The sequence below is a fragment of the Phytohabitans aurantiacus genome (assembly GCF_027923225.1).
In the GTDB taxonomy this organism is placed as follows: domain Bacteria; phylum Actinomycetota; class Actinomycetes; order Mycobacteriales; family Micromonosporaceae; genus Phytohabitans; species Phytohabitans aurantiacus.
Window position 1 is genome coordinate 39946 of record NZ_BSDI01000001.1, and the last position, 25395, is coordinate 65340.

Annotated in this window: 24 protein-coding genes and 1 pseudogene; 11 read left to right on the plus strand and 14 right to left on the minus strand. The window is 69.8% G+C overall.

The window, feature by feature from the left end:
- Positions 1-33: 33 nt before the first annotated feature.
- From QMG73_RS00180 to mqnC, 6 genes and pseudogenes are all read right to left on the minus strand, one after another.
- Complete coding sequence (locus QMG73_RS00180; RefSeq protein ID WP_281891582.1) at positions 34-258, minus strand: hypothetical protein; 225 nt, start codon at positions 256-258, stop codon at positions 34-36.
- Positions 259-409: 151 nt separating this feature from the next.
- On the minus strand, positions 410-1144 hold the full coding sequence (locus QMG73_RS00185; protein ID WP_281891584.1) for a PIN domain-containing protein: 735 nt from the start codon (positions 1142-1144) through the stop codon (positions 410-412).
- 54 nt (positions 1145-1198) lie between these two features.
- Positions 1199-1891, minus strand: a complete 693-nt coding sequence (locus QMG73_RS00190) for a demethylmenaquinone methyltransferase (protein WP_281891586.1) — start codon at positions 1889-1891, stop codon at positions 1199-1201.
- An 89-nt stretch (positions 1892-1980) separates the two neighbouring features.
- A pseudogene (locus QMG73_RS46285) lies at positions 1981-2145 on the minus strand (LPXTG cell wall anchor domain-containing protein); the annotation flags it as partial.
- A gap of 1444 nt (positions 2146-3589) precedes the next feature.
- Positions 3590-4771: an LPXTG cell wall anchor domain-containing protein gene (locus tag QMG73_RS00200; protein WP_281891590.1), complete on the minus strand. Its 1182-nt coding sequence runs from the start codon at positions 4769-4771 to the stop codon at positions 3590-3592.
- Positions 4772-4781: 10 nt separating this feature from the next.
- The gene (gene mqnC, locus QMG73_RS00205) at positions 4782-5963 is read right to left on the minus strand and encodes a cyclic dehypoxanthinyl futalosine synthase (RefSeq protein WP_281891592.1); all 1182 of its coding nucleotides are present in this window, start codon (positions 5961-5963) and stop codon (positions 4782-4784) included.
- Positions 5964-6035: 72 nt separating this feature from the next.
- On the opposite strand from mqnC, the gene QMG73_RS00210 reads away from it, so the two are divergent.
- Positions 6036-7481, plus strand: coding sequence for a phospholipid carrier-dependent glycosyltransferase (locus QMG73_RS00210; protein ID WP_281891594.1), 1446 nt, complete (start codon positions 6036-6038; stop codon positions 7479-7481).
- Positions 7459-8412 (plus strand): aldo/keto reductase, encoded by a 954-nt coding sequence (locus QMG73_RS00215; RefSeq protein ID WP_407676722.1) that lies wholly within the window; start codon positions 7459-7461, stop codon positions 8410-8412. Before QMG73_RS00210 ends, QMG73_RS00215 begins: the two co-directional genes overlap by 23 nt.
- Here the strand turns inward: QMG73_RS00215 and paaE are convergent.
- The 5 genes from paaE to paaA are packed head-to-tail and all read right to left on the minus strand — an operon-like array spanning position 8393 to position 11937.
- Entirely contained in the window at positions 8393-9484 is a 1092-nt protein-coding gene (paaE, locus tag QMG73_RS00220; protein ID WP_281891596.1) for a 1,2-phenylacetyl-CoA epoxidase subunit PaaE, read from the minus strand. The genes QMG73_RS00215 and paaE overlap by 20 nt on opposite strands.
- Positions 9484-9945, minus strand: coding sequence for a 1,2-phenylacetyl-CoA epoxidase subunit PaaD (gene paaD, locus QMG73_RS00225; protein WP_281891597.1), 462 nt, complete (start codon positions 9943-9945; stop codon positions 9484-9486). Before paaD ends, paaE begins: the two co-directional genes overlap by 1 nt.
- The gene (gene paaC, locus QMG73_RS00230) at positions 9939-10634 is read right to left on the minus strand and encodes a 1,2-phenylacetyl-CoA epoxidase subunit PaaC (protein WP_281891598.1); all 696 of its coding nucleotides are present in this window, start codon (positions 10632-10634) and stop codon (positions 9939-9941) included. The genes paaD and paaC overlap by 7 nt, the downstream gene beginning before the upstream one ends.
- The gene (paaB, locus tag QMG73_RS00235; protein ID WP_281891599.1) at positions 10631-10915 is read right to left on the minus strand and encodes a 1,2-phenylacetyl-CoA epoxidase subunit PaaB; all 285 of its coding nucleotides are present in this window, start codon (positions 10913-10915) and stop codon (positions 10631-10633) included. The genes paaC and paaB overlap by 4 nt, the downstream gene beginning before the upstream one ends.
- Complete coding sequence (paaA, locus tag QMG73_RS00240) at positions 10912-11937, minus strand: 1,2-phenylacetyl-CoA epoxidase subunit PaaA (RefSeq protein ID WP_309299420.1); 1026 nt, start codon at positions 11935-11937, stop codon at positions 10912-10914. Before paaA ends, paaB begins: the two co-directional genes overlap by 4 nt.
- A 132-nt stretch (positions 11938-12069) precedes the next feature.
- Here paaA and QMG73_RS00245 point away from each other — a divergent pair, with 132 nt between their 5' ends.
- Together QMG73_RS00245 and QMG73_RS00250 are read left to right on the plus strand one after the other, a co-directional pair.
- Positions 12070-13032 carry a hypothetical protein gene (locus QMG73_RS00245; protein WP_281891601.1) on the plus strand — a complete coding sequence of 321 codons (963 nt, stop codon included), beginning with the start codon at positions 12070-12072 and terminating at the stop codon, positions 13030-13032.
- 8 nt (positions 13033-13040) lie between these two features.
- Positions 13041-13961, plus strand: coding sequence for a hypothetical protein (locus QMG73_RS00250; RefSeq protein WP_281891602.1), 921 nt, complete (start codon positions 13041-13043; stop codon positions 13959-13961).
- Here the strand turns inward: QMG73_RS00250 and QMG73_RS00255 are convergent.
- The gene (locus tag QMG73_RS00255) at positions 13958-14797 is read right to left on the minus strand and encodes a menaquinone biosynthetic enzyme MqnA/MqnD family protein (RefSeq protein WP_281891603.1); all 840 of its coding nucleotides are present in this window, start codon (positions 14795-14797) and stop codon (positions 13958-13960) included. The genes QMG73_RS00250 and QMG73_RS00255 overlap by 4 nt on opposite strands.
- Positions 14706-16040: an MFS transporter gene (locus QMG73_RS00260; protein WP_281891604.1), complete on the minus strand. Its 1335-nt coding sequence runs from the start codon at positions 16038-16040 to the stop codon at positions 14706-14708. Before QMG73_RS00260 ends, QMG73_RS00255 begins: the two co-directional genes overlap by 92 nt.
- 72 nt (positions 16041-16112) lie before the next feature.
- Between QMG73_RS00260 and QMG73_RS00265 the strand changes: the two genes are divergently transcribed.
- The 4 genes from QMG73_RS00265 (at position 16113) to QMG73_RS00280 (ending at position 20858) form a co-directional block, all read left to right on the plus strand.
- Positions 16113-16688: an ArsR/SmtB family transcription factor gene (locus tag QMG73_RS00265; protein ID WP_309299408.1), complete on the plus strand. Its 576-nt coding sequence runs from the start codon at positions 16113-16115 to the stop codon at positions 16686-16688.
- 73 nt (positions 16689-16761) lie between these two features.
- Complete coding sequence (locus QMG73_RS00270) at positions 16762-18147, plus strand: ATP-binding protein (RefSeq protein ID WP_281891605.1); 1386 nt, start codon at positions 16762-16764, stop codon at positions 18145-18147.
- 152 nt (positions 18148-18299) lie between these two features.
- A complete protein-coding gene (locus QMG73_RS00275) occupies positions 18300-20297 on the plus strand; it encodes a HelD family protein (protein ID WP_281891606.1) in 1998 nt (665 codons plus the stop codon).
- A 27-nt stretch (positions 20298-20324) separates the two neighbouring features.
- Positions 20325-20858 (plus strand): hypothetical protein, encoded by a 534-nt coding sequence (locus QMG73_RS00280; RefSeq protein ID WP_281891607.1) that lies wholly within the window; start codon positions 20325-20327, stop codon positions 20856-20858.
- On the opposite strand, the gene QMG73_RS00285 is transcribed toward QMG73_RS00280, so the two are convergent.
- Positions 20829-21617, minus strand: coding sequence for an IclR family transcriptional regulator (locus QMG73_RS00285; RefSeq protein WP_281891608.1), 789 nt, complete (start codon positions 21615-21617; stop codon positions 20829-20831). The genes QMG73_RS00280 and QMG73_RS00285 overlap by 30 nt on opposite strands.
- Before the next feature lie 70 nt (positions 21618-21687).
- On the opposite strand from QMG73_RS00285, the gene QMG73_RS00290 reads away from it, so the two are divergent.
- The 3 genes from QMG73_RS00290 to QMG73_RS00300 are packed head-to-tail and all read left to right on the plus strand — an operon-like array spanning position 21688 to position 25392.
- Positions 21688-22860 (plus strand): 4-hydroxybenzoate 3-monooxygenase, encoded by a 1173-nt coding sequence (locus QMG73_RS00290; RefSeq protein WP_281891609.1) that lies wholly within the window; start codon positions 21688-21690, stop codon positions 22858-22860.
- 28 nt (positions 22861-22888) lie between these two features.
- The gene (locus QMG73_RS00295) at positions 22889-24334 is read left to right on the plus strand and encodes an FAD-linked oxidase C-terminal domain-containing protein (protein WP_281891611.1); all 1446 of its coding nucleotides are present in this window, start codon (positions 22889-22891) and stop codon (positions 24332-24334) included.
- Positions 24331-25392 carry an FAD-binding oxidoreductase gene (locus QMG73_RS00300; protein ID WP_281891612.1) on the plus strand — a complete coding sequence of 354 codons (1062 nt, stop codon included), beginning with the start codon at positions 24331-24333 and terminating at the stop codon, positions 25390-25392. The genes QMG73_RS00295 and QMG73_RS00300 overlap by 4 nt, the downstream gene beginning before the upstream one ends.
- Positions 25393-25395 lie beyond the last annotated feature (3 nt).

Sequence of the window (25395 nt, forward strand, 5' to 3'; positions counted from 1 at the left end):
CAAGTCGCTCTAGCGACTTGAGGGACGCCCTGATCACGGTGAGGGTGAGTCCACGGAGGGTGACTCCTCGGAAGCGGCGGTGGATAGCACGAGGCCCGGCGCGGGATCTGGTGCGGATTCGCCGGGTACTGCGGCGCCGGCGCGGGCCAGTGCGGCCATCAGGTCCGCGGCGAGCTTCTGGGCGGCTTCAGGGTCCTGGGCGGCAAGCTGCCGCATCTGCGCCACGGTGTCCGCGGCGTCGTCGGTCTGCCCCAACATGTGACGCAGCCTACAACCACAAATGTCCCTTTTGTACGATCATCGCCGCGACCCACCGCCCAGCTGACCGACAAGAAAAAACCCGACCCACGATGGGGTCGGGCGGTAAGACTCCTTGAATATACCTCAACGCGCGGCGCGCCTTGCGGTTTCACCAACCATGCGGACGGCGCAGCCTGCCAACGGATTCAGGAAGCTGCGCTGCTCTAAGGTCCACGGCCGTCAACTGGTACCACCAGTGCCCGCCGACGCCGTCCGCTGCGTCGCCGTTGAGGGCCCCGGCCGGGTACCCCTTGGTCGGATTCACCAACCCAATGGGGACCAGCCCGCGCACGGACGTTATCGGGAATGCCAGGTCACTATCGTTGCTGACGACCACAGCGGCATCTATGCGCTTGAAGAGCAGATCGAGCAATAGGTGTGCCGCGACGTTGACGTCGGAACCCTTCTCCTCGAACCGTGCCACCGAGACCATGAACCGTGCATCCGTCACCGGCTGTTCTGAGCCGTCCTGCACCATGATCGGCCAAGCAGGTCGAGTAAGCACCGGCCGTCCCCTGGCATCGCGCACAGCGAGTGGCGCGGTCGCCACACGGTTTACATACCGCCCCATCTCGATGACGTCGACAGCGCCGGCAGCATCGAGCGCCCGAAGGTACACATTTTGGTCATGTGCCCCCGTGGGATTAACGCCGCCCACGATGCGGGCAGTGCAATACACGACACGCTCGACGCGGGCGCCTGTCCAGCCGGAATTTCGATCAACCAGGTGCTGCGCCAACAGCCGCAGGTCAAGCCAGCGCCAGCCGGGCTGGCCACGACCGCCCACGAGTCCGCGACCGCCGTAGTAGAGGTTGTAGCCGTCGATGTATACACCCACGCGCATGGCGAGGACCCTACGGATTTTGCCGTTGGTGGTACAACCCACCGCTACAAGCGGCTACTGGCGGGTGGCGCGGTGGAGGGCGACGATGCCGCCGGTCAGGTTGCGCCACGCGACGTTGGTCCAGCCATTCGTTGCGATCCTTGCCGCCAGGCCGGGCTGGTCGGGCCAGGCGCGGATGGACTCCGCCAGGTAGACGTACGCGTCCGGGTTGCTCGCCACCCTGCGCGCTACTTCCGGCAGCGACCGCATCAGGTACGACATGTAGGCGGTGCGGAAGGCCGCGTTGGTCGGGTGACTGAACTCGCACACCACCAGGCGCCCGCCCGGCCGGGTCACCCGTGCCAGCTCGCGCAGGGCCGCCGCACTGTCCACCACGTTGCGCAGGGCGAACGAGATCGTCACGGCGTCGAAGCTCTCGTCGGCGAAGGGCAGCCGCAGCGCATCCCCGGCCAGCAGCGGCACGTCCGGCCGTACGCGGCGGCCGGCCTGGAGCATGCCGATCGAAAGGTCCAGCCCGACGGCGTACGCCCCAGAGGTGGCCAGCTCCACAGTGGACACCCCGGTGCCGGCGCCGACGTCGAGCACCCGCTGACCCGGCCCGAGCCCGAGCGCCTCCCGGGTGGCACGGCGCCAACCCCGGTCCTGCCCGAACGACAGGATCGTGTTCGTCAGGTCGTACCGCCGAGCCACGCCGTCGAACATCGCGGCGATCTCGTGGGGCTGCTTTTCCAGGTCAGCGCGGGTCACACCGTCAACTGTGCCAGGAGTCGCGCAGACACCGAGGGCGGGGTGGATGTCCACCCCGCCCTCGACGCCTTGCTCTATATAAACGACCGTCAGGCGGTCGGGGTCTCATCGCCCGGCGTCACCAGGACGACCTTGCGACGGCGGGACATCAGGAGCAGGGCGCCACCACCGGCCAGCACGGCCAGGCCCACACCACCGATGAGGCCGGCCTGCACACCGGTCACCGGCAGGTCGCCGCCACCACCGCCACCACCGGTACCGCCCACGAACACCGAGAACTCGGCAGTGTTGTCGGCGGGGTCGACGTCAGCCGGAGGCTCCTCGTCGATCGGCACGACTTCGAAGCCGCCGAGGGTCTTCGCCGCCTTGGCGCCACGGGCGAGTTCGGGGCTGATGACGCCGGAGGCGGCGGCCTTGAGCAGCCCGCCCGACAGCGTCACCGGGCCGGGGGCGTCCGCGGACACCTTGACAGGGATGGTCTCTTCGATCTCATACCCCGGCTCGATCTCGACGTTGGGGTCTTCACACGTGAGGATCCGCTGGTCTGGGGTGATCGTGCAGGCCGGGTACTCGTCGACGAAGGTCACGTGCTCCGGCAGCGTGATCTGGAGAACGACGCCCTTGACCGTCTGGCCACCCTCGTTGGCAACTGTCCAAAAGAACGGTGCGGTCGCCCCCGGCTTGACCGGCTCCCCGTCCTCGGCGCGCACGTCGTACGCGATCGTCGTCAGATCGGGGCCGCTCTCCACTACCTCGACCGGGATGGTGGCCGAGTTGTTGGACTCGTCCGGGTCGGGTGCGGTTGATTTGATCGACACCTTGAACGACCCGGCAGAGCCCTTCTCCGCGCCGTCCTTGAGGATGATGGGGAGTTGGAACGGGAGCGTCTCGCCAGGCGCCCCGTCACCGATCTCAAACACGATCTCATCGTCGGTGTCCTTGACGAGCTTCACGCCGTCGACCTTGACGTCTTCCGGGATGAAGTCGACGACCTTCGGGTCCAGCCCGCTGAGATCGAACGACAGAGTCGTGTCGGTCGCGACGCCCGGTCCCTCGTTCTTGAAGTCAAAGCGGAAGAACTTCAAGCCGGCGTCCACAGCGATCTTGGTCGACAACGGCTTGACGAGCACGTCGGCCTCGTCGGCGGCTAGGGCCGGGGCGGCGAACAGGCCGGTTGCGAACAGGCCGGCCGCGCCGGCGCCGGCATACGCCAACGCACGCGTGCGGAAGTTCATCGAAGCTTCCCCCGTGACTGAAGAGGTTAAGGAAAACGAAAAGTTCGAGGCGGGACGCTAGCGGCAGCAGGCAGGATGCGCTACCCCTCTCGAATTCCTCGAAGAGACCACGGCATTCGCTCAACGCGGGGATTGTCCAGTTTGGTGCTTCGTTGGGTGGGCGGGATAGCCCAAAGATAAATCGGGTCGCACAGGATCTGTCGACCGTTCGACCGATCATTGACGCATGTCAGCGTGACGAGGCGGTGACCTTACGTCGCCGAATCAACGGCATCAGTCCGCCGCACGCGACCGTGACCAGGGCAATCGGGCTTGGCCCTCGCGAGAGGCGGGGCCGCCGCGCTTATGCATTCGGATAACAAAGTCATCTCGATTGGCGCGGCATCGATTTCGGACTCCGTGCAAATGCGACTGCCGCCGGCTTGGCAAAGCCACAACCGGCGGCAGTCAAGTGGACGGTGGGTTAGGGAAGGTCGCGCCGCCGGCGTGCGACTACGACGAGACCGGAACCGAGGAGCAGCGTCATGAGGCCGATGGCGGCGACGGTGCCGGGTGAGCCGCCGCTGGCTCCTGTGACCGGAAGGCTGCTGCCGGTGGGGCTCGCGGTCGTGCTGCGGGTGGGTGTGGGTGTCGGCGTCCTGGTCGAGCTCGGGGTGGGGGTGGGCGTCGCCTTCGCACCGACGAACACCGTGTATTCGTCGATGTTGTCGATCGGGTCGACGTCGACCGCGATGCCGGCCGGAGCCTTGGCGGTGAAGAAGGCGCCGGGTGCGACGGCGGGAGCCCGCGCCGCGGTGACGCCGGCCTCGATCGGCGTGGCGGTGAGGGTGCCGCCGGTCAACGGCTTCGAGCCGGGAGCGTCGGCGGAGACCTTGACCCGCCAGTAGAACCAGCCCGCGGAGGTCGGGTCCTCTTCGTCTTCCGGGTCGTCTTCGCTAGCCGGTGCCAACTTGATGTCGTCGCGCGAGCAGACCGCGCGCCGCATCGGCTGGTTGTATACGCAGCCGGCCAGCGTCTCCGTGAACCAGAGGTGCGGGGGAAGTGCGATGGTCACGGTGACACCCGTAACGGGAGTGGCGCCCTGGTTCTGCACGTAGGCCCAAATAATGCCGGTGCCGCCCGGCGGGATGGGCTTGGTGCCCTCCAGGTACACATCGGGTGCGAACAGGCGCAAGTCGGCGCCTGGACCACCGATGGCGACCGGGGCGGTGGCCGTGTTGTTGGCCGAGACCGGGTCGGCGGTGTCGGAGGCCACCGAAACGGTGATCTCGCCCGCGCCGCCCGTGGCCCCTGTCTTGGCTACCCACTGGAGTGGCAGGTCGAGGTCTTGACCCGCCTTGAGCACGGTGTCGAGCTTGCACACGACCGTGCCGGCACCCTTGTCGTCGCAGGCTGTCAGGCCGGTCAGCGACACCTTGGTGCTGTCGAGCCCGGTCAGCGTGTATGTGATGGCGACGCCGGTCGCGTCGTTAGGCCCGTGGTTGATGAGGGATAGATGACCGGTCTTACCCGGTGCGCCGGCCGCGATGGTGGTGCCGGCGAGTTTTACTTCGATGTCGGCGGCCGCATCCGCAAAGGCGGGAACCGCGAAAGCGCCCCCGACCAGCAGACCCACCGCGGCGGCGATGCCGACGCGCGAAAGCATGGACAGAACGTTACCGGCTGATGTCTAACAGCGGCAGCCCCGCTCCGCCTCCCGGAAGCGCGATTGACGAGAAGTGCGAAACCACCCGCTCGTCCACCGGGTCGTCGGCGGGCGTGCGGTGGACGGCCAGATGCCGGTACAGCGTGTCGCGCTGAGCCGGAATGCGCCCGGCGGACCGGATCATCCAGATCAGCTCGTGCAGGTTGGAACGGTGGCGTGCGCCGGCCGAGGAGATGACGTTTTCCTCCAGCATGATCGAGCCCAGGTCGTCGACTCCCATGTGGAGGGAGAGCTGGCCCGCTTCCTTGCCGGTGGTGAGCCAGGACGCCTGAAGGTGCGCCACCTGCTCGAAGAACAGCCGCGCCACCGCGATCAGCCGCAGGTACTCCAGCGTGGTCGCCTGCGTGCGGCCCTTGAGATGGTTGTTTTCGGGCTGGTACGTCCACGGGATGAAGGCGCGGAACCCACCGGTACGGTCGTGCACGTCGCGGATCATCCGCATGTGCTCGATGCGTTCGGCGTGCGTCTCGCCGGTGCCCATCATCATGGTCGCGGTGGACTCGACGCCGAGCGTGTGCGCGAGCTCCATGACCTCCAGCCACCGCGCTCCCGACTCCTTGAGCGGCGCGATGGCCTTACGCGGCCGGTCCGGCAGCATCTCGGCGCCGGCGCCCGCGATCGAGTCCAGGCCGGCGGTCTTGATCCGGGTGATCGCCTCCTCCAGCGACACCCCCGAGACCTTAGCCATGTGCAGGATCTCGCTCGGGCCGATCGAGTGGATGACGAGCTGCGGGTACGCCTTCTTGACCGTGGAGAAGAGTTCCTCGTAGTACTCGACGCCGTAGTCGGGGTGGTGCCCGCCCTGGAGCATCACCTGGGTGGCGCCGAGCTCGACCGCCTCGCCGCACCGCCGCAGGATCTCCTCCATGGGGTGCGACCAGCCCTCGCGGTGCTTCGGTGCCCGGTAGAAGGCACAGAACTTGCACGCGGTCACGCACACGTTCGTGTAGTTGATGTTGCGGTCGATGAGGTACGTGACGATGCCGTCCGGGTACCGGCGGCGCCGCACCGCGTCAGCCGCCTCACCGAGCGCGTGGAACGGGGCGTCGGTGTAGAGGAGCAGCGCCTCCTCGGGCGTGATCCGCCCGCCGTCGGCGCCGCGCTGGAGGATGCTCTCGATCTCCCGATTCACAATCCGAGCGTACGTGAGCACACCCCCGCCGATATGCTGGCAACCCCTCTAGCTGTGAAGGCCGCCGCACTTGTGACCGCTACCGTGATTGCTGCCGAGACACCTGCGGCCCGCAAAGTTGATCAACTTCGGCGCCACTGGATCTTTCTCACGCTCTTCCTGCTCGGCGGCGTCCTGCGGCTGCTTTTCATGATCGCGTACCAGCCGGCGTTCTGGTTCTACGGCGACAGCGGGTCGTACATCCGGCTGAGCGAGGCACCGCTCGCCCCCCACGTCAGCCGCGGCCTCGGCTTCGTGGTACTGCTCAAGTGGCTCGAACCCACGGGGACGTTCCTGTCCGTGGCGCTACTGCAGCACCTGCTCGGCCTGGGCATGGCCGCCCTGGTGTACGTGGTCCTCCAGCGCCGGGGCGTGTCCCGCTGGATCTCCTGCCTGGCGGCCGTGCCGCTGCTCTTCGACGAGCTGGCCGTCACCGTGGAGCACTACCTGCTCCCCGACACCCTCTTCACGGCGCTGCTGGCCGCCGGCGTACTGGTCCTGCTGTGGCACAAGAAGCCCGGCTGGATGGCGACCGCCGGCTCCGGCGTCCTGCTCGCCGCGGCCTGGTTCACCAAGCCCAGCGCCCTGCCCGTCGTGCTCCTGGTGGGGCTGTACCTGCTCGCGACGCGGGTCGGCTGGCGTCCGCTGGTCGCGTTCGCGATCGCGTTCGCCGTGCCGTACATCACGGTGATGCAGTGGATCGGCGACCGGCCCAGCGTGTACGGCTCGCAGACCAGCATCGCGCTGTACGGTCGGGCGGCCATCATCGCCGACTGCGACCGGATCAAGCTGACTCCCGAGGAGCGCACGCTCTGCCCGGAGGTGCACTACGACCGGGCGGACGCGTACTTCTGGCGGCGGCCCCCGCACATGGTGCGGATGGTGTACACGCCGGAGGGCGTCAAGCTGATCAACGAGTTCTCCATCGCGGTGATCAAGCAGCAGCCGCTGGACTACCTGCGCTCCGTCGGCAAGGAGTCGCTCGCCCACTTCGTGCCCGGTATGCACCTGGGACCGATGCACGACTGCCTGCGCGAGCGGTGGGCGCCGCCGGAGCAGTGGCGAGACAGCACGCCGGTACCCGATCGCTGCCCACCGGCCCGCGCCCGCCCGGACTACGCCGACGACTTCGCGCCGCTGGAAAACGCGCCAACGGCCACCCCGCTCACCCGTGCCCTGGACGTGTACGGGAAGTACGTCCGCACGATCCCGCTGGTGTTCTCGGCGGCGCTCTTCCTGACCCTCGCGGCGCTCTTCTCCGGGCGCGGGGTGCGCGGGCGCATCCGGCTGGACACGGTCATGCTCCTGCTCACCGGGCCGGGTCTGACCGTGCTGACCGTGCTGCTCGGCATGTACGAGGCCCGGTACGCGCTGCCCGCGCTGCCGCTGGCCGCCGTGGGAGCCGCGCTAGCCTTGCACGGGTTGATCAACAAGCAGCAGGATGGGGAGAGCGTCGATGGAGCACCGCCGGCTGGGTAACTCCGGCCTCTCCGTGTCGGTCGTCGGGCTGGGCTGCAACAACTTCGGACGCAAGCTCGACCTCGACGGCACCCGCGAGGTGGTCGACGCCGCGATCGACGCCGGCATCACGCTCTTCGACACCGCCGACATCTACGGCACCCCGCACGGCACCTCCGAGGAGTACCTGGGCGCTGTCCTCGGCCGGCGGCGGGACGATGTGATCATCGCCACCAAGTTCGGCATGGACATGGAGGGCGTGAACGGGCGGGACTTCGGCGCGCGCGGCTCCCGGCGGTACATCCACCGCGCGGTCGAGGCGTCGCTGCGCCGGCTCGACACTGACCACATCGACCTGTACCAGATGCACGAGCCCGACCCGGCCACCCCGATCGAGGAGACGCTGGCCGCGCTCGACGACCTGGTCCGGGACGGCAAGGTCCGGTACCTCGGCAACTCGAACTTCGCCGGCTGGCAGATCGCCGACGCGGACTGGACGGCGCGCACCAACGGGCTGACCCGCTTCGTCAGCGCGCAGAACCGGTACAGCTTGCTGCACCGGCACGCGGAGGCCGCGACCGTGCCGGCGTGTGAGCGCTTCGGTCTTGGCCTGCTGCCATTCTTCCCGCTGGAGAGCGGACTGCTCACTGGCAAGTACCGGCGCGGCGAGGCGCCCGCCGCCGGCACCCGGATGGCGATGGAGCGCTACGCGAGCTGGATCGCCACCGCCCCGTGGGACGCCATCGAGGCCATCGAGAAGTACGCTTCGGCGCGCGGGATCAAGCCGCTCGACGTGGCGATCGGCGGTCTCGCGGCACAGCCGGCGGTCTCGTCCGTCATCGCTGGTGCGACCACGGCCGAGCAGATACGCGCCAACGTGGCGGCCGGCCAGTGGCGACCGTCAGCGGCGGATCTCGCCGAGTTGGACGAGATCACGCGTCATAGTCGATGACCACCCGGTCGGTGGTAGGGCTGGACTGGCACGTCAGCACGTAACCGGCGGCCAGCTCGTCCGGCTCCAGGGCGTAGTTGCGGGCCATCTCCACGGCGCCGTCGACCACCTTCGCCCGGCAGGTCGAGCACACACCGCCCTTGCACGCGTACGGCAGCTCGGCGCGCACCCGGAGCGCCGCGTCCAGTACCCGCTCTCCCGGCGCCATCGTGAAGCTGGACGCCCGGCCGTCGAGCAGGATGGTGACCTGGGCGCCGTCTATCTCAGGGGTCTCGCGACGCCGCGGCGGTGCCGGTACATCCTCCACGTGGAACAGTTCGATGTGGACACCATCCGGCCCGAGGACGGCTTTCGCGTCCATCACCAGACCGTGCGGTCCACAGAGGAACCACTCGTCCACGTCGGACAGATCGAGTGCTTCGACGAGCGCGCCGAGGCGGTCTCCGTCGATGCGGCCGGAGAGCAGCCGAGCCTCCTGCGGCTCCCGCGACAGCACGTGCACGACGTGGAGCCGGTCCGGGTACCGGTCCTTCAGGTCGCTCAGCTCCTCGGCGAACATGACGCTGCGGGCGTACCGGTTGCCGTACAGCAACGTGAAGCGACTGCCCGCCTCGGTGCTCAGCGCGGTCGCGACCAGCGACAGCACCGGTGTGATGCCCGACCCCGCGACCACCGCGCCGTAGTGCCGGATCCGGTCGGGCGCGAACGCCGTGGTGAAGTGCCCGAGCGGCGGCAGTACCTCGACCGCGTCGCCGGGCCGCAGCGCGCGGGCGGCGAAGCCGGAGAACGCGCCGCCGGGGATCTCCTTGACCCCGATCCGCAGCCGGCCCGAGGCGGCCAGCTCCGCGGGCGTGGAGCAGATCGAGTACGACCGGCGGACATCGTCACCATCCGCGGCCACCCGCCGCACGGTGAGGTGCTGCCCAGCCCGGAACCCGAACGTCTCCCGCAGCTCCGGCGGCACCGCGAAGGTCACCGCCACCGAGTCGTCGGTGAGCCGGTCGACTGCCGCGACGGTGAGCGGATGAAAGACGGGACGCCGCCGCACCGGCCGCGTGATGGTGACGCTCATCAGAGCGCCTTCACGTGGTCGAAGGGCTCGGCGCACGCGCGGCAGCGCCACAGCGACTTGCAGGCCGTGGACCCGAATCGGCTGAGCTGCTCGGTGTCGGGGGACCCGCAAAGCGGGCAACGGACGGAGAGGGCCAACCGGACCGGACCGGCCCGGTGGGGCGGCGCGATTCCCGCCGCGGCCAGCTTCGCGCGGCCGGAGTCGCTGATCCAGTCGGTGGTCCAGGCCGGCGCGAAGACGGTCTCGACCGCGACATCGCGGTACCCGGCCGCGCGCAAAGCGTCCTGGACGTCGGCCCGGATCACGTCCATGGCCGGGCAGCCCGTGTACGTGGGCGTGATGGTGACGGTCACCCGCTCACCGTCGACCCGCACGTCCCGCAGGATGCCCAGCTCCTCGATGGTCAGCACCTGCAGTTCGGGGTCGACCACCGCGGCCGCGGCCTGTCGTGGCGTCACCATTTCGCACCCGGGTGCGCCCGGTGCAGCACCTGCATCTCGGCGAGCAGGTACGACAGGTGCTCGGTGTGGACGCCCGACCTCCCGCCGTCCGGCGCCCAGCCGCCGTCGCCCGGCCGCACCAGCGTCGCCTCGGCAAGGACGGGCTCGACGAGGGTCAGCCAGTCGCTCCGGCTGACCTCGCCGGCGGTCAGCTCGTGCGTGTACGGCCAGATGTCGTCGACGGCGTCCTGCATGCGCCGGTGCGACTCCTCGGTGCCGTCGCCCAGCCGGATAGTCCACTGTGAACTGTGGTCGAAGTGGTACGCCGACTCCTTGCGGGCCTTGGCCGCGATGGCGGCGAGCCGTTCGTCGGGCCCCGCGGCGAGCGCCGTGTAGAGCGGCAACTGGTACGCCGACAGGAACAGCAGCTTGGCCATCGTGACCGCGAAGTCGCCATTGGGCAGCTCGACCAGCAGGCAGTTGCGAAACTCGCGATCGTCGCGCAGGTACGCCAGCGCGTCCTCGTCCTTGCCGAGCGACTCGCCCGCGTAGGTGAGCAGCAGTCGCGCGGCGCCGAGCTGGTCAAGAGCGATGTTGGCGAGCGCGACGTCTTCTTCCATCTCGGGCGAGCTGGCGTGCCACTCGGCGAGACGCTGCGCCGCGATCAGCGCGTCGTCACCGAATCCAAGCAGCCGGTCCACATCACTCACAGGTGCTGCACCCCGTCCGGCACCTCGTAGAACGTGGGGTGGCGGTACACCTTGTCAGCCGCGGGGTCGAAGAACGCGTCCTTCTCGTCCGGGCTCGACGCGGTGATGGCCGTGGCGGGCACGACCCAGATCGACACGCCCTCCTGCCGGCGGGTGTACAGGTCACGGGCGTTGCGCAGCGCCATCGGGGCGTCCGGCGCGCGCAGGCTGCCGACGTGCCCGTGCGACAGCCCTCGCCGGGGCCTGACGAACACCTCCCAGAGCGGCCATTCACTGCTCATCGTGACCTCTTCTTGGCGTAGGCGGCCGCGGCTTCGCGTACCCAGGCACCCTCGGCGTGGGCGCCGCGCCGGTGCGCCATCCGCTGCCGGTTGCACGGACCGTCGCCCGATATGACCCGCTTGAGCTCGTCGTAGTCGGGCTGCGTGTAGTCGTACGCCTGCCGTTCCTCGTTCCACCGCAGGTCGGGGTCTGGCAGCGTCAAGCCCAGTACCTCGGCCTGCTGCACGCACATGTCGACGAACCGCTGCCGCAGCTCGTCGTTGGAGAACCGCTTGATCTTCCATGCCATCGACTGCGCGGAGTGCGTCGAGTCGGCGTCGGGCGGGCCGAACATCGCGAGCGACGGGTACCACCAGCGGTTCACCGAGTCCTGCGCCAGCGCCTTCTGGCCGTCTGTGCCGTGCGCGAGCGTGTGGAGGATCTCGTACCCCTGCCGCTGGTGGAACGACTCCTCCTTGCAGATCCGGATCATCGCCCGGGCATAGGGGCCGTACGAGCACCGGCACAGCGGCACCTGGTTGACGATCGCGGCACCGTCGACGAGCCAGCCGATCGCGCCGACGTCCGCCCAGGTGAGCGTCGGGTAGTTGAAGATCGAGCTGTACTTCTGCCGGCCCTCCAGCAGCATCTGGACCAGCTCGTCCCGGCTCACGCCCAGGGTTTCGGCGGCGGCGTACAGGTACAGCCCGTGCCCGGCCTCGTCCTGGACCTTGGCGAGCAGGATGGCCTTGCGCTTGAGGCTGGGCGCCCGGCTGATCCAGTTGCCCTCGGGTTGCATGCCAATGATCTCGGAGTGGGCGTGCTGGGCGATCTGCCGGATCAGCGTCTTCCGGTACGAATCCGGCATCCAGTCGCGTGGCTCGATCTTCTGATCGGCCTCGATCACCGCGGTGAAGTACTCCTCGAGCCCTTCGCTGCCGCTGACCTGGCGACCGGCAGCGTCCCGGAGCGCCTCTTCAGCGGCCTCGACCTCACCCAGAAGTCCGTCATTCCCGTACACCCCATCAGTGTTACAGCTCAGGCGTTGCGCGGCCAGCGGGTGTCACAAACTCCACTCGCAGTAGTCGATCAACTACGACATGGCGTTTCGAGGTTTGAGACGTAGACTCCACGGGTCCATCCCTCCGGCTACACCCCCCTGGAAACACCCCTCATGCGCCCTCGCGTGATCATGTGGTTCACGATCGCGGCGGTCGTCCTCGGCGGATTCGTTCTTGTACCCGCCGCATTTGCCCGACTCGGGCGGGACGCGCCCGACGCAGCCCCGGCGCCGGCGGCATCGCCGTCGACATCGCCGTCGGTTGTGGCGACCACGCCACCGCAAAAACCGACACCGAGCCCAAGATCGGACGCGAAAAACCGAACCACTCTGGCCGCTGGCCCCGTAGAGGTTGATGTGGATGGTTTCTTCGGATGGGCGCTACTCGACCGCGCCACCGGCAAGATCGCCGGTTCGAAGAATATCTCCGCCACCAACTCCACCGAGTCGATGATCAAGATCTGGCTCGTCTCCGACTACCTTCGGCGTGCCGCCGAGCGGGGCGAGAAGCCGTCGGCCGAACGGCTCGCCCAGGCCAGTACGGCTATCCGCGACAGCAACGACGACGCGGCGCAGTCGCTGTATGTGGCGGGCGGCGGCGATCCGGTGGTCACCCGCATGATCTCGATCTGCGGGCTGACCGATACGAAGATCGGCCGGTCGGGGTGGTGGAGCTACACCCAGATGTCGCCACGTGACGCGGTGCGCCTCGGCGACTGCGTCAAGAACGGCACCGCCGCCGGTCCACAGTGGACCGGCTGGGTGCTGAACGAGATGGCTCGCGTGCGCGGTACGACGGCCGACAAGGACCAGCACGAAAAGTCCGGCGGCGGTCGCTGGGGCATCATCGACGGCCTGCCCGACGAGATCGTCAAGCAGGGCGTCGGCATCAAGAACGGCTGGACCCGGATCGGCGCGGACGGCATGTGGCACCTCAACTGCCTGGCGGTGGCAGATGACTGGGTACTGGCCGTGATGACCCGCTACCCGATCGAGTACGGGCTCGACTACGGAGCCAACGTGTGCGCGAGCGTCGCGAGGCAACTCGTCACACAGACACCCGAGACGAAGGGCTAACCCACACGATGGCTAAGTCGCGGCGGCGTTCCCGCTCCGGTTCCGGTAAGGCGCTCTGGGCAGTACTCGGCGTCGTCACCGTCGCGGGATTGGCGCTAGCCGGCGTCGGACTCCGGACGCTTCCCGGCTCGCCACTCGCGGCCAGCGCGGCCGGCTCTGGCGGCTCGACCACCACCGGCGCGTCAGGCTCGTCGAATTCGCCCTCGGCGTCACCGAGCCCGACCCTGCCCCCGCTCGCGATCCGGCCCGCCAGCATCACGCTCGACGTGGAGGGTGACTTCTCGTGGGCGATGATCGATCGGCGCGACGGAAAGATCTCCGGCTCGAAGAACATGGCCACGACCAGCAGCACCGCCTCGATGATCAAGGCGTGGATCGGGGCCGACTACCTGCGCCGCGCGGCTGAAAACGGCCAGACGCCCAGCAACCTGCGCATGGAACAGCTCCGCATCATGATCCGAGACAGCGACAACGACGCGGCGCAGACTCTCTGGGGTCAGGTGGGGCGCGCCGCCTCGACGCAGCGGATGATCAAAATGTGCAAGCTCACCGACAGTAAGGCGAACTCCAACTGGAGCATCACCGCCCTGTCGTCCCGCGACACCGCCCGCCTTGGCGCCTGCATCGCAGACGGTCGCGCCGCCGGCAAGAAGTGGACGCCCTGGCTGCTCGACGAGATGCGGGCGGTACGCGGCGTCGGCGACTTCGGCATCCGCAAGGCGTTCGCCGAGGACGTGTCCGACACGATCGCCATCAAGAACGGCTGGGTGGTCCGCGACGCTTCTGGCGAGTGGGAGGTCAACTGCCTGGCGATCGGCGACAAGTGGGCGCTCGGCGTGATGACGCACTACCCGGCGAACCTCGGCTACGAGTACGGCGCCAAGATCTGCCAGGACGTGGCGCTCAAGCTCAAGACGCCGACGGCCTAGGGAAGCACGAACTCCGGGCCATGGTCCGGTAGCGGCGGTGCCGCGCCCAGCGCCACGGCGCGCTGGGCGAACTCGCGCAGCCCCGCGACCTGGCGCTCACCGAGCGAGAAGTCGAGCACCCGGAAGTACGAGGCCAGCGTCGCCGCGTCGAAGGGCTCCCAGCGCGCCGCGCTCGCGGCCACCTCGTCGAGCTCGGCCAGGCACAGGTCACGCGAGCGCAGGAACGACTCGTGCACCTCTTTCACCAGGCCGGGATGTGCGTCGGCGAACTCGCGTCGGACCGCCCAAACGGCGAACACCATCGGCAGGCCGGTCCACTCCCGCCAGGCCTGGCCCAGGTCGGTGACGGTCAGGCCACGCCGGGGCGCCTCGTACAGGGCCCGCAGCGCCGTGTCGCCGATGAGCACGCCAGCGTCCGCCTCGAGCAGCATCTGCGTCAGGTCGGGCGGGCAGCTGAAGTACTCGGGATTGGCCCCGTACCGCTCCGCGAGCAGCATCTGGGCGAGCAGGACGCCGGTGCGCGACGTGGAGCCGAGGGCCACCTTGGCGTTGTCGAGGTCGGCGAGCGGCCGCGTGGAGACCAGGTTGACGGAGAGCACCGGCCCATCGCTGCCCACCGCGAGATCCGGCAGGAGTAGCAGGTCGTCGGCGTTGCGCAGGTACTCGACCAGCGAGATCGGCCCGATGTCCAGGTCGCCGGCCACGAGGGCCGAGTTCAACCGGTCCGGCGAGTCCTTGTGCAGCTCAACATCGATAAGCGCGCCCGAGCGCATCAAGCCCCAGTAGATCGGTAGGCAGTTCAGAAACTGGATGTGGCCGACTCTCGGACGCCTCATGATCCCCACCGTATCGATCGCCTCCGGGAGTGGGTCGGGCAGTCACCTCAGAAGTGGCCGACCGCACCTTCGGCGCGACCAGAAGCACCACGAGCAGCCCGGCCAGCCCGCAGACCGCCACGAGCGGCCTCGGCTCGAACCGTTCGAGCAGCAGCCCGCCAGCGAGGAACCCGAAGAGCCCCGCGCCCTGGATCGCCGCGCCCTGCGCCGCGAACGCCCTGCCTCGGTCCGCGGCGGGCACCCGGTTCGCCATGATCATGGTGCTGAAGACGTTGAGCCCGCCGTTGAACACGCCCCCGAACAGCCACAACGGCAGGAGCCAGCCCCAGCTTGGCACCGCCGCGCTCGCCAGCACCGCGACGCAGCACAGCCCGAGCATCAGCATCAGCCCGTCGACCAGTGCGCCGTCGCTCCGCGCCCGCTGGACCGACCGGGCCAGCAGCCACCCACCGGCCAGCATGCCAGCCGTCCAGGTCGCCTGGACCAGCCCGAACACGGTTGTCGAACTGTCCAGCGTGTCCCGCACGAAGAAGACCTCGACGACGTTCACCGCTCCGACCCCAGCCACCGTGCCGGCGATGGCCGCGGTCATCGCCAGCACGATCGGATCCTGGCGCAACGTCCACCCGGCTCCAGCCACGCCGGCCGCAGCCGGCTTGGCCCTCATGCCACCTCCTCTTCGTGTACCGAGCAGAAGCCCCGCCGCGACCAAGCTGAGATAGCTCACGGAGTCGATGAGCAGCGGAACCCTGACCCCGAACTCCCCGACGAGCAGGCCCGCCAATGCCGGCCCGAGCAGCACACCCACCGAGTTGGCAGTCTGGTTGACGGCGCTCGCCCGCGGCAGGTCAAATCGGCTGACCATCTCCGGGAGCAGCGCGGCCAGAGTCGGCTGGGTCACCGCAAGCCCGCTCGCCAGCAGCGCCACGAGCACGATCTTCACGCCCACGCCGTCCGCGAAGGCGAGCGAGAGGCAGATCGCCGCCTGCGAGAGCCCCGCACAGATCAGCAGCGTGCGGCTGTCGACCCGGTCCGCCAGCCGCCCGGCGAGCGGCGCCAGCAGCACGAGCGGCGCGACCCCGGCCAGCATCAGCGCGGCGACCGAGAAGCCCCCAGCCCCGGACGACTGGAGCGCGAGGGCGAGCGCGGTCGCCGCGAGCAAGTCTCCGCAAGCCGAGATGCCCCGAGCTCCGGCCGCGACATACACGTCACGCCACCGCGACTCGGAAGATGTGAAGGACATACTTCGAAAGTAATCCTTCACATCTCCAGCCCGCAACCCTTCGGCGCTCCCGTGTGATGTGAGACTGGGGCGGTGACGTCGGGACAGCAGCGGATGACGATTACCGACCCGCAGGTGATGCGCGCGCTCGCGCACCCGGCACGGTTGGCGATCATGGAGTACCTCAGCTCGACCGGCGCCGCCGTGACGGCGACCGAGGGCGCGGAGGTCGTGGGGCTCTCGCCGAGCGCGACCAGCTATCACCTCCGCGCGCTCGCCAAGGCGGGCATGGTCGAGCAGGCGCCCAGCCGGGGCGACGGCCGGGAGCGGGTCTGGCAGAGCGCCGTCGTGTCGTGGCAGATCGACGCCGGCCCGGGCGCCGACGAGGAGACCCGGGCGGCCGAGGGCGCGCTGATCGACGCGTACCTGGCGCGGACCGTCGAGCGGGTACGCGAGTGGATGCGGAGCCCCGACGTTTACTCGCGCGAGTGGTACGACGCCGCGACCTTGAATGAGTCGGTGCTGTTCGTGACGGCGGAAGAGTTGACGGCGCTCGGCGCGGCGGTGCGCGAGCTGGTCGAGCCCTACAAGCGGCGGCACCGCATGACCGGCGCACCCGCGGGCGCCCGAACCGTCGCGGCGCAATTCATAGCAATCCCCACCGACTGACCACCCTCACAGCGCTGGACAGCCGGTACTACAAACTGTTTGTAGTACAAACTGTTTGTAGTACCGTGTCCTTGTGACGATCGTCGGGCGGAAGACGGAACTAGCAGAATTAGCAGAAGGCTGGAGCCGAGCCTCGGCTGGCGAGCCCGAGCTAGCGGTCGTTTGGGGGCGTCGCAGGGTCGGCAAAACCTATCTGTTGACTCATTTCGCCGAGGGCAAGCGCTCGGTCTACTTCACGGCGACTCGTCAGGACAACGACGACCGTCAGCTGTACCGGTTCGCCGAGGCACTGCGGGAGCAGCTCGGCGACGAGGTGGCAGACCTCGCACCGCCTACCTTTCCCTCCTGGGAGGCGGCGCTGCGATTCGTGGCGGGCCTTGCCCGCACGGAACCTCTACTGGTGGTGCTCGACGAAGCCCCTCGCCTTACCGGGGGTCATGCCGACTTCGCCGACACGGTTTCAGCGGTGTGGGAGAACCACATCAGAAACCAGCGCCTAATGCTGGTGCTTTCAGGCTCCGCCGTTGCTGTGATGGAGCAGATGCTGGGCCCACAGGGAGGCTTGCACCGCCGCGCCGGGGTCGAGCGTCGGATGGACCCTTTCCCGCTTGTGGACGCTCGCGCATTCCAGCCTGATCTGTCGCCTACAGAGTTCATCGAGGCGTACGCAGCCTGCGGCGGGTATCCGTTGCACCTGACTCGCTGGTCCGCGCAGCGGTCCAGCGACGAAAACCTCGATGAGCTGGCATTCTCGCCTGGCGGTCTGCTCCTTCGCGACGCGCCGGACATCCTTTCCGAAGATCTGGACTGGCGCGGCGGGTATGAACGCGTCCTAACCGCGATGGCAGGGGGTGCGCGCCGGCGCTCCAAGATCGCCGGGCGGGCGCAACAGCGCATCGACTACACGCTCGACCGGCTGCGCCGCGCCGGCTACGTGCGTGTCGTCCGTTCGCTCGGCAACGCCGGCTCGCCCGATCCGCTCTATGAAATCGCCGACGACTACCTCGCCTACTGGTTCGCGGTACTGCGCGACGACGCGGATCTGATCGATGGCGGCCAAGGCCCGGCTGTCCGGCAGCGGACCGCGGGGCGGTGGCAGACGCACCTCGCCAGGGTCTTCGAGCATGCGGCCCGTGCTCATGCACAGCGGCTGGTGGCATCTGGCGCACTGCCCAGCGACACCATCGTCGGCCGGTGGTGGAGGGACGAAACCGTCGAGATCGACGTACTCGGGCTCTCCGGCGATCAGCCGATCCTCGTGGGCGAGTGTCGGTGGCAGGCCAAGCGACTTGCCCAGCGCGACCTCAGTGACTTGCAACGCCGAGCCGCCCACCTGCCGCCGCCTGGTCCGGCCGGGCTCACTTTCGCGTTCTGGTCCCGCGGCGGGGCCGACGAAAGCCTGGCGGGCCATCCAGAGGTTCGTGCGTTTACACCCGACGACATCGTGGACGGGGACTAAATCGGTGGTGAGGTGGGGTGGGGGCGCGTAGGGTGGAGGGCCGCTTGACGGCCGAGGTGAGTAGCACCGCATTGGACGTCCCCGCGCCGGCTGGCTGGCGACCCAGCCCCGGAAACGCGAGCGAGCAGCAGATGACCCGATAGGAAGTCAGCGTGCCCGCATCCGACCTGGACACCGATCTCAAGAACGAACGCGAACACCTCGCCTCGTCCCGTGCCGCGCTGCGGCGGATGCGGGACCGGGCGGAGGCGCTGTTCGCGACCGGCGCCAACGTCGCCGGTGACGCGTACGCCGCCGAGACGCTGGGGCGGACGCTGTCGCGACGGGTGGCCGAGCTGGCCGATGATCCCACGATCCCGCTCTTCTTCGGGCGCCTGTGGTTCGAGGACGAGCCGCACCACATCGGGCGGCGGCACGTCACGGACGATGTGGGCGAGCCGATGGTGCTGGACTGGCGGGCGCCGATCTCGCGGGCGTTCTACCGGGCGAGCGCCAGTGACCCTCAGGGTGTCACGGTGCGGCGGCGGTTCGGCTTCGCGGCCGGCGAGTTGACCAGCTTCGAAGACGAGCACCTGGACCGGGGCGAGGAGCTCGGCACCAAGTCGCGCATCCTGACCGCGGAAATCGAGCGGCCGCGCGTGGGGCCGATGCGCGACATCGTCGCCACCATCCAGCCGGAGCAGGACGAGCTGGTACGGGCCGATCTTGAGGACTCGATCTGTGTACAGGGTGCGCCGGGTACCGGGAAGACGGCGGTCGGGCTGCACCGCGCCGCGTACCTGCTCTACCTGCACCGGGAACGGTTGCGCCGCTCAGGCGTACTGATTCTCGGGCCGAACAAGGCGTTCCTGTCGTACATCTCGGCTGTCCTGCCGGCGCTCGGCGAGGTCGAGGTGGAGCAGAGCACCGTGGACGAGCTGATCGCCCGGATGCCGGTGCGCGGGCGAGACGGTGCGCAGACCGCGGCGGTCAAGCATGACGGCCGGATGGCGACGGTGCTGCATCGAGCGTTGTGGCGGCACGTCCAGAAGCCGGTCGAGCCGATGGTGGTGTCGGACGGCTCGTACCGGTGGCGGATCACCGAGGAGGCGCTGCGCCGGGTGGTCGACGAGGCGCGCCGGGAGGGGCTGCCATACGGGATCGGGCGGGAGCGGGTACGCGCCCGCGTGGTGGGGCTGTTGCAGCGGCAGGCGGAGGCCCGGCGGGCGGAGTCTCCGAGTGACGCGTGGATGCGGCGGATGTCGCGCGGCAAGCCGGTCACGGAGTTCATCGACGCCGTATGGCCGGCGGTCACGCCGGAAGGGCTCGTCTTCGGGCTGCTGAGCGACGCTGCCGCGCTGGCGAGTGCCGCCGACGGCGTGCTGACCGCCGAGGAGCAGGAGCTTCTGTTGTGGACGGCCAAGCCACGCACGCCGAAGGCGGCCAAGTGGAGCGCGGCCGACGCGGTACTGATCGACGAGGCGGCCGGCCTGATCGAGCGACCGTCGAGCTTCGGTCACGTGGTGGTCGACGAGGCGCAGGATCTCTCGGCGATGCAGTGCCGGGCGATCGCGCGGCGCAGCGAGCACGGTTCGATCACGCTCCTCGGTGACCTGGCGCAGGGCACCGCGCCCTGGGCGGCGACGGACTGGCGGGAGTCGCTGCGCCACCTGGGCAAGCCGGACGCGCCCGTGGTGCCGTTGACGACCGGTTTCCGGGTACCCGCGGCGGTTGTGGCACTCGCGAACCGGTTGCTTCCGGAGCTGGCTGTCGACGTACCCGAGGCCGTTTCCCTGCGTCAGGACGGCGAGCTGCACCTCGAAGCCGTGTCCGATGTGGACGCGGCGGCGGTGGGTGAGGTGCGGGCGGCGCTGTCGCACGACGGATCGGTCGGGGTCATCGCCGCGGACGCGGCGCTCGACCGGATCGGCGCGGCGCTGGCCGCCGCCGGGGTCGAGACCGGCACGCTCGACGAGCCGTCCGCGCGGGTGACTCTGGTACCGGCCAGCCTCGCCAAGGGTCTGGAGTACGACCACGTCGTGGTGGTGGAGCCGGCGCAGATCGTGGCCGCCGAGCCGCGCGGCCTGCACCGGCTGTACGTGGTGCTGACGCGGGCGGTCTCGCGGCTGGCAGTCGTGCACGCCGAGCCACTGCCGGCCGCTATAGCGTAATCGCCGTAACGGTGTAATCATGTAATCATGCGTGAGAAGCTAGAGCCGCCACCCGCCGATGGCGCGGCGGCATGGATCACCGGCGCGCTGCCGGAGGGGTGGTTCACCGAGCCACCTGAAGTGATCATCGACCGGGACGAGATCGTCGTGTACGGGCGGCTGCCCGAGCCGCAGCTCGCCGACGACGCGTCCGACGCCGACCGGGCCGCGGCCGAGGCCGGTCGCGTCAACCAGCACCGCGAAGACACCCGCGAACGCCGCATCAAGATCGCCCGCCAGGTCGAGCACAGGTACCAGCGCAAGGTCGCCTGGGGTGTGGTCTGCGGCAACACCCGCGTGCTGTTCACCAACCTGTCCGCGCCCGTCATGACCCGGCTGCGCCAGCCCGAGCGGCAGGTGCTCGACACTCTGGTCGACGCGGGTGTGGCCCGATCCCGATCCGAGGCCCTCGCCTGGTGCGTACGCCTCGTCGGCCAGCACGCCAACACCTGGCTCGACGAGCTGCGCGACGCGATGGGCGCGGTGACCGAGCTACGGCGCCGGGGCCCCGAGATTCCGTAGCGCCGAAGGCGGCCAGGCGCGGGCGCGCGGCGAGCCGAGCGCCCGCGACACCCCGCGCGCGGCCGCCCGCACCGCCGGGATGTAGGGGCCGGGCGGCTCGCCCGCGGGTACCACGATCGACAGGGCCGCCACCGGCTCCTCGGCCGCCCCGAAGACCGGCGCCGCCACCGACAGCGCGGTCAGCTCCAGCAGCCGGTCACTGATCGCCACGCCGGCCCGGCGCACCTCGGCAAGCTTCCGGCGCAGGTCACGCGGGTTCGTGACGGTGTACGGGGTGAACCGGGGCAACGGGCCCGCCAGCACGCGCTCCTGCACGTCGGGTTCGGCGTGGGCGAGCAGGGCCAGACCGACACCGGTGGCGTGCAGGGGCAGCCGCCCACCCACACGAGAGATCACGCCGACGGCACCGCGGGCGCTGAGCCGTTCCAGGTACAGGGCCTCGGTGCCGTCGAGCACGGCGAGCTGCACGTTCTGGCGGGTCGCCTCGTACAGGTCCTCCAGGTAGGGCATCGCGTGCTCGCGCAGCCCGAGACCGCGCGGCGCGAGCGCGGCCACCTCCCACAGGCGGAGCCCGATCCGGTACCGGCCCTCGTCGTCGCGCTCCAGCGCGCCCCACGTCGTCAGCTCCCCCACCAACCGGTGCGTGGTGGTCAGCGGCAGCCCGGCGCGGCGGCTGAGCTGCGACAGCGTGAGCCGCGGCCGGTCCGGCGCGAAAGCCTCCAGCAGCCGCAGCACGCGGGACGTGACGGTGGGCCCCATCGCACCATCATGGCTTCCGCTGAGCGGAAGAGCCACGCCACCGGGTCGCCCGGCGTTGGACGCTGCTGGCATGCGTACCCGGGTTGGCATCATCGGCGCGGGCCCCGCCGGACTGGCGCTCGCGCACCTGCTCCGCCTCCGTGGCATCGACTCCGTCGTGCTGGAGGCGCGCAGCCGCGAGTACGTCGAGCGGCGGGTCCGGGCCGGCGTCCTCGAACACCCCACCGTCGAGCTGCTGCGCGAAGCGGGTGTCGCCGACCGCCTGGACCGCGAAGGGATGCCGCACCACGGCCTGTCGCTGCGCTTCGACGGGGCGGATCACCGCATCGCGCTCACCGACCTGACCGGCCGCTCGATCACCGTGTACGGCCAGCAGGAGGTGGTCAAGGACCTGATCGCCGCGCGGCTGGAGGCGGGCGAGCCGATCGTGTTCGAGGCGTCGGACGTGCGGCCGCACGACGTGGAGACCGACCGGCCGTACATCACGTACGTCGACGCGGACGGGACGCCGCAACGGCTCGACTGCGAGGTGATCGCCGGGTGCGACGGCTCGCACGGGGTCAGCCACACCGCGCCGTCCACTGTGCCCTCTACCCGACACGAACACGACTATCCGTTCGCCTGGCTGGGCGTACTGGCAAAGGCGCCACCGTCGCACAGTGAGCTGATCTACACGCATCACGAGCGCGGCTTCGCACTGCACAGCATGCGCACGCCCGAGATCACCCGCCTGTACCTCCAGGTGCCGCCCGAGGAGCGGATCGAGGACTGGTCCGACGACCGGATCTGGGACGAGCTGGGCCGCCGGCTGACCGCGGACGGGTTCACGCTGACGACCGGGCCGATCATGGAGAAGGGCATCACGACGATGCGCAGCGTCGTCACCGAGCCGATGCGGCACGGGCGGCTGTTCCTGGCTGGCGATGCCGCCCACATCGTGCCGCCCACCGGAGCCAAGGGCATGAACCTCGCCATCCACGACGTCTGGGTGCTCGCGGAGGCGCTGGGCCGGTACTTCGGCGAGGGGCGCACGGACCTGCTCGACGGGTACAGCGACACCTGCCTGCGGCGGGTCTGGCGGGCCCAGCACTTCTCCTGGTGGATGACGTCGATGCTGCACCAGGCACCCGGCGCGGACGACTTCCAGCGCCGGCTCCAGCTCTCGCAGCTCCGGTACACCGCGAGCTCGACGGCCGCCGCGACCAGCCTGGCCGAAAACTACGTCGGGTTGCCGTACCGGTGAGGTGTTAGCGTCTGGCTGGGAGGCCAGCATGGCGCTGACGGACCTGCGAGACAAGCTCGTCGCCGATCTCGGCCGCGACGGTGTGATCGACGACCCGGCGCACCTGCGCACGTACGAGTGCGACGCGCTGACCGGATACCGGGTCGTGCCTGCCCTGGTCGTCCTCCCCCGCGACGCCGACGATGTGGCCACCGCCGTGCGCGCGTGTGCCGAGCACGGGGTGCCGTTCGTGGCCCGGGGCGCGGGCACCGGGCTGTCCGGAGGCGCGCTGCCCACCGCCGACGGCGTCGTCATCTCGCTCCAGCGGTTGCGGCGGATCATCGAGGTCGATCCAGCCAACCGGCGAGCCGTCGTGCAGCCCGGCGTGACCAATCTCGACATCAGCAAGGCGGCCGCCGCCTACGGGCTGTACTACGCGCCGGACCCGTCCAGCCAGCAGGTGTGCACGATCGGCGGCAACGTCGCGGAAAACTCGGGCGGCGCCCACTGCCTCAAGTACGGGTTCACGGCCAACCACGTGCTCGCCGTCGACGTGGTGCTCCCCGACGGCACACAGACGCGGCTCGGCGGCGACGCGCCGCATCAAGCCGGGTTCGACCTGCTGGGCGCGTTCGTAGGCAGTGAGGGCACGCTGGGCGTGGTCACCGCGGTCGTGGTGCGGCTGCTGCACACGCCCGCGACGGTACGCACGCTGGCGGCCGACTTCGACTCGACCGAGACCGCGGGTGCGGCGGTCACCGCCGTGATCGCCGCGGGCATCGTGCCGGCCGCGATCGAGATGATGGACAACCTGGCGATCGAGGCGGTCAACGAGGCGGTCGACGCTGGCTTCGACCCCGATACCGCGGCGGTGCTCATCATCGAGCTCGATGGTCCGGCCGACGAGGTGGAAGAGCGATTCGCCGAGGTGACGGCCGTGTGCACGGCGGCGACCCGGGTCACGATCGCGCGCGACGCGGAGCAGCGGGCCCGGTTCTGGCGCGGGCGGAAGGCGGCGTTCGCGGCGGTTGGCCGCCTGAGCCCGAACTACTTCGTGCAGGACGGCGTCGTACCGCGTACCCGGCTGGGCGAGGCACTGGCCCGGATCGCCGCGATGGCCGATGAGGCCGGGCTGCGGGTGGCGAACGTCTTCCACGCCGGTGACGGCAACCTGCACCCGCTGGTGCTCTACAGCGAGGCGGCCGGCGAGCACGAGCGGGCCGAGGCGCTCTCGTCCGGGATCGCGGAGCTGTGCGTCGAGCTGGGCGGTTCGCTCTCCGGTGAGCACGGCATCGGCACCGACAAGGCGTGCTCGATGCCGCGCATGTTCTCGACCGACGACCTGGAGACGATGCAACGGCTGCGGGCCGCGTTCGACCCGGCGGGGCTGTGCAATCCCGGCAAGATCTTCCCGACGCCTCGGCTGTGCGGTGAGCGCCCCGGGCCGTACCGCCCGCATCCGCTGGAGTCGGCCGGGGTGATCGAGCGCCTATGAGACCGGCGACGCTGGCGGAGCTGCGAGACGCGGTCCGCGACACGGACGGCCCGCTCCTCGTGTGCGGCGCCGGCACGGCCGCGGGGTGGGCCGGTACGCCCTCTCCCGACGCCGCCAGGATCGAGACCACCGGCCTGGCCGGGATCACTACCTACAACCCGGACGACATGACGGTCGCGGTCCGCGCCGGCACGCCCCTGGCGTGGCTCCAGGCCGAGCTGGCATCGCACGGCCAGCGGATCGCGCTGGACGCCGCCCGGGTACCGGCCGGAGGGACGGTCGGTGGACTGGTGGCGACCGCCGACTCGGGCCCGTTGCGGCACAGCCACGGCGGTCCGCGCGACCTGGTCATCGGCGTGACCGTGGTACTGGCCGACGGCACGGTGGCGCGCTCGGGCGGGCACGTCATCAAGAACGTGGCCGGGTACGACCTGGGGAAGCTGTTCTGCGGCTCGTTCGGCACGCTCGGGGTGCTCGCCGAGGTGGTCCTGCGGGTGCATCCGCTGCCACCGGCCACCCGCACCGTTGCCCTGCCCTGCGACGCCGTCGAGGCGCTCGACGCGGTCGGCCGGGTGCTCGCGGCGCGGCTCGAACCGGTGGCGCTGGAGTGGTGCGACGGCAGTCTGCTCGCGCGGTACGAGGGCGGCCCGTCCAGTGTGGAGCGTAGAGCCTCGGCCACGCTGCTCCACAGTGCTGGCACGGTGCTCGACCCAACGGAAGAGGCCGAAGCCTGGCGGCGCGTCTCCGAGGTGAGCGACGAGCCGACCGTGGTGCGCTGCGGCACCCGCCCCGACCAGTTCCCGTACGTCGCCAAGCACGCGACCCGCGTCACCAGCAGCGTGGCGGTCGGCGTGCACACCGTGGCGGTGGCGGGCGCGGCGGAGGTCGAGCGGCTGCGAGCCGAGTTCGAGCACGTGACGCTCTGCCGCCGTCCGCCCGGCTCCGACCTGCCGGCGTGGGGGCGCCCGCACGCGTCGGTACCGCTGATGCGAGCGGTCAAGCAACAGTTCGATCCGGCGGGGCGGCTGGGCGTCGGCCGCTTCGCACCGTGGTTCTAGGGA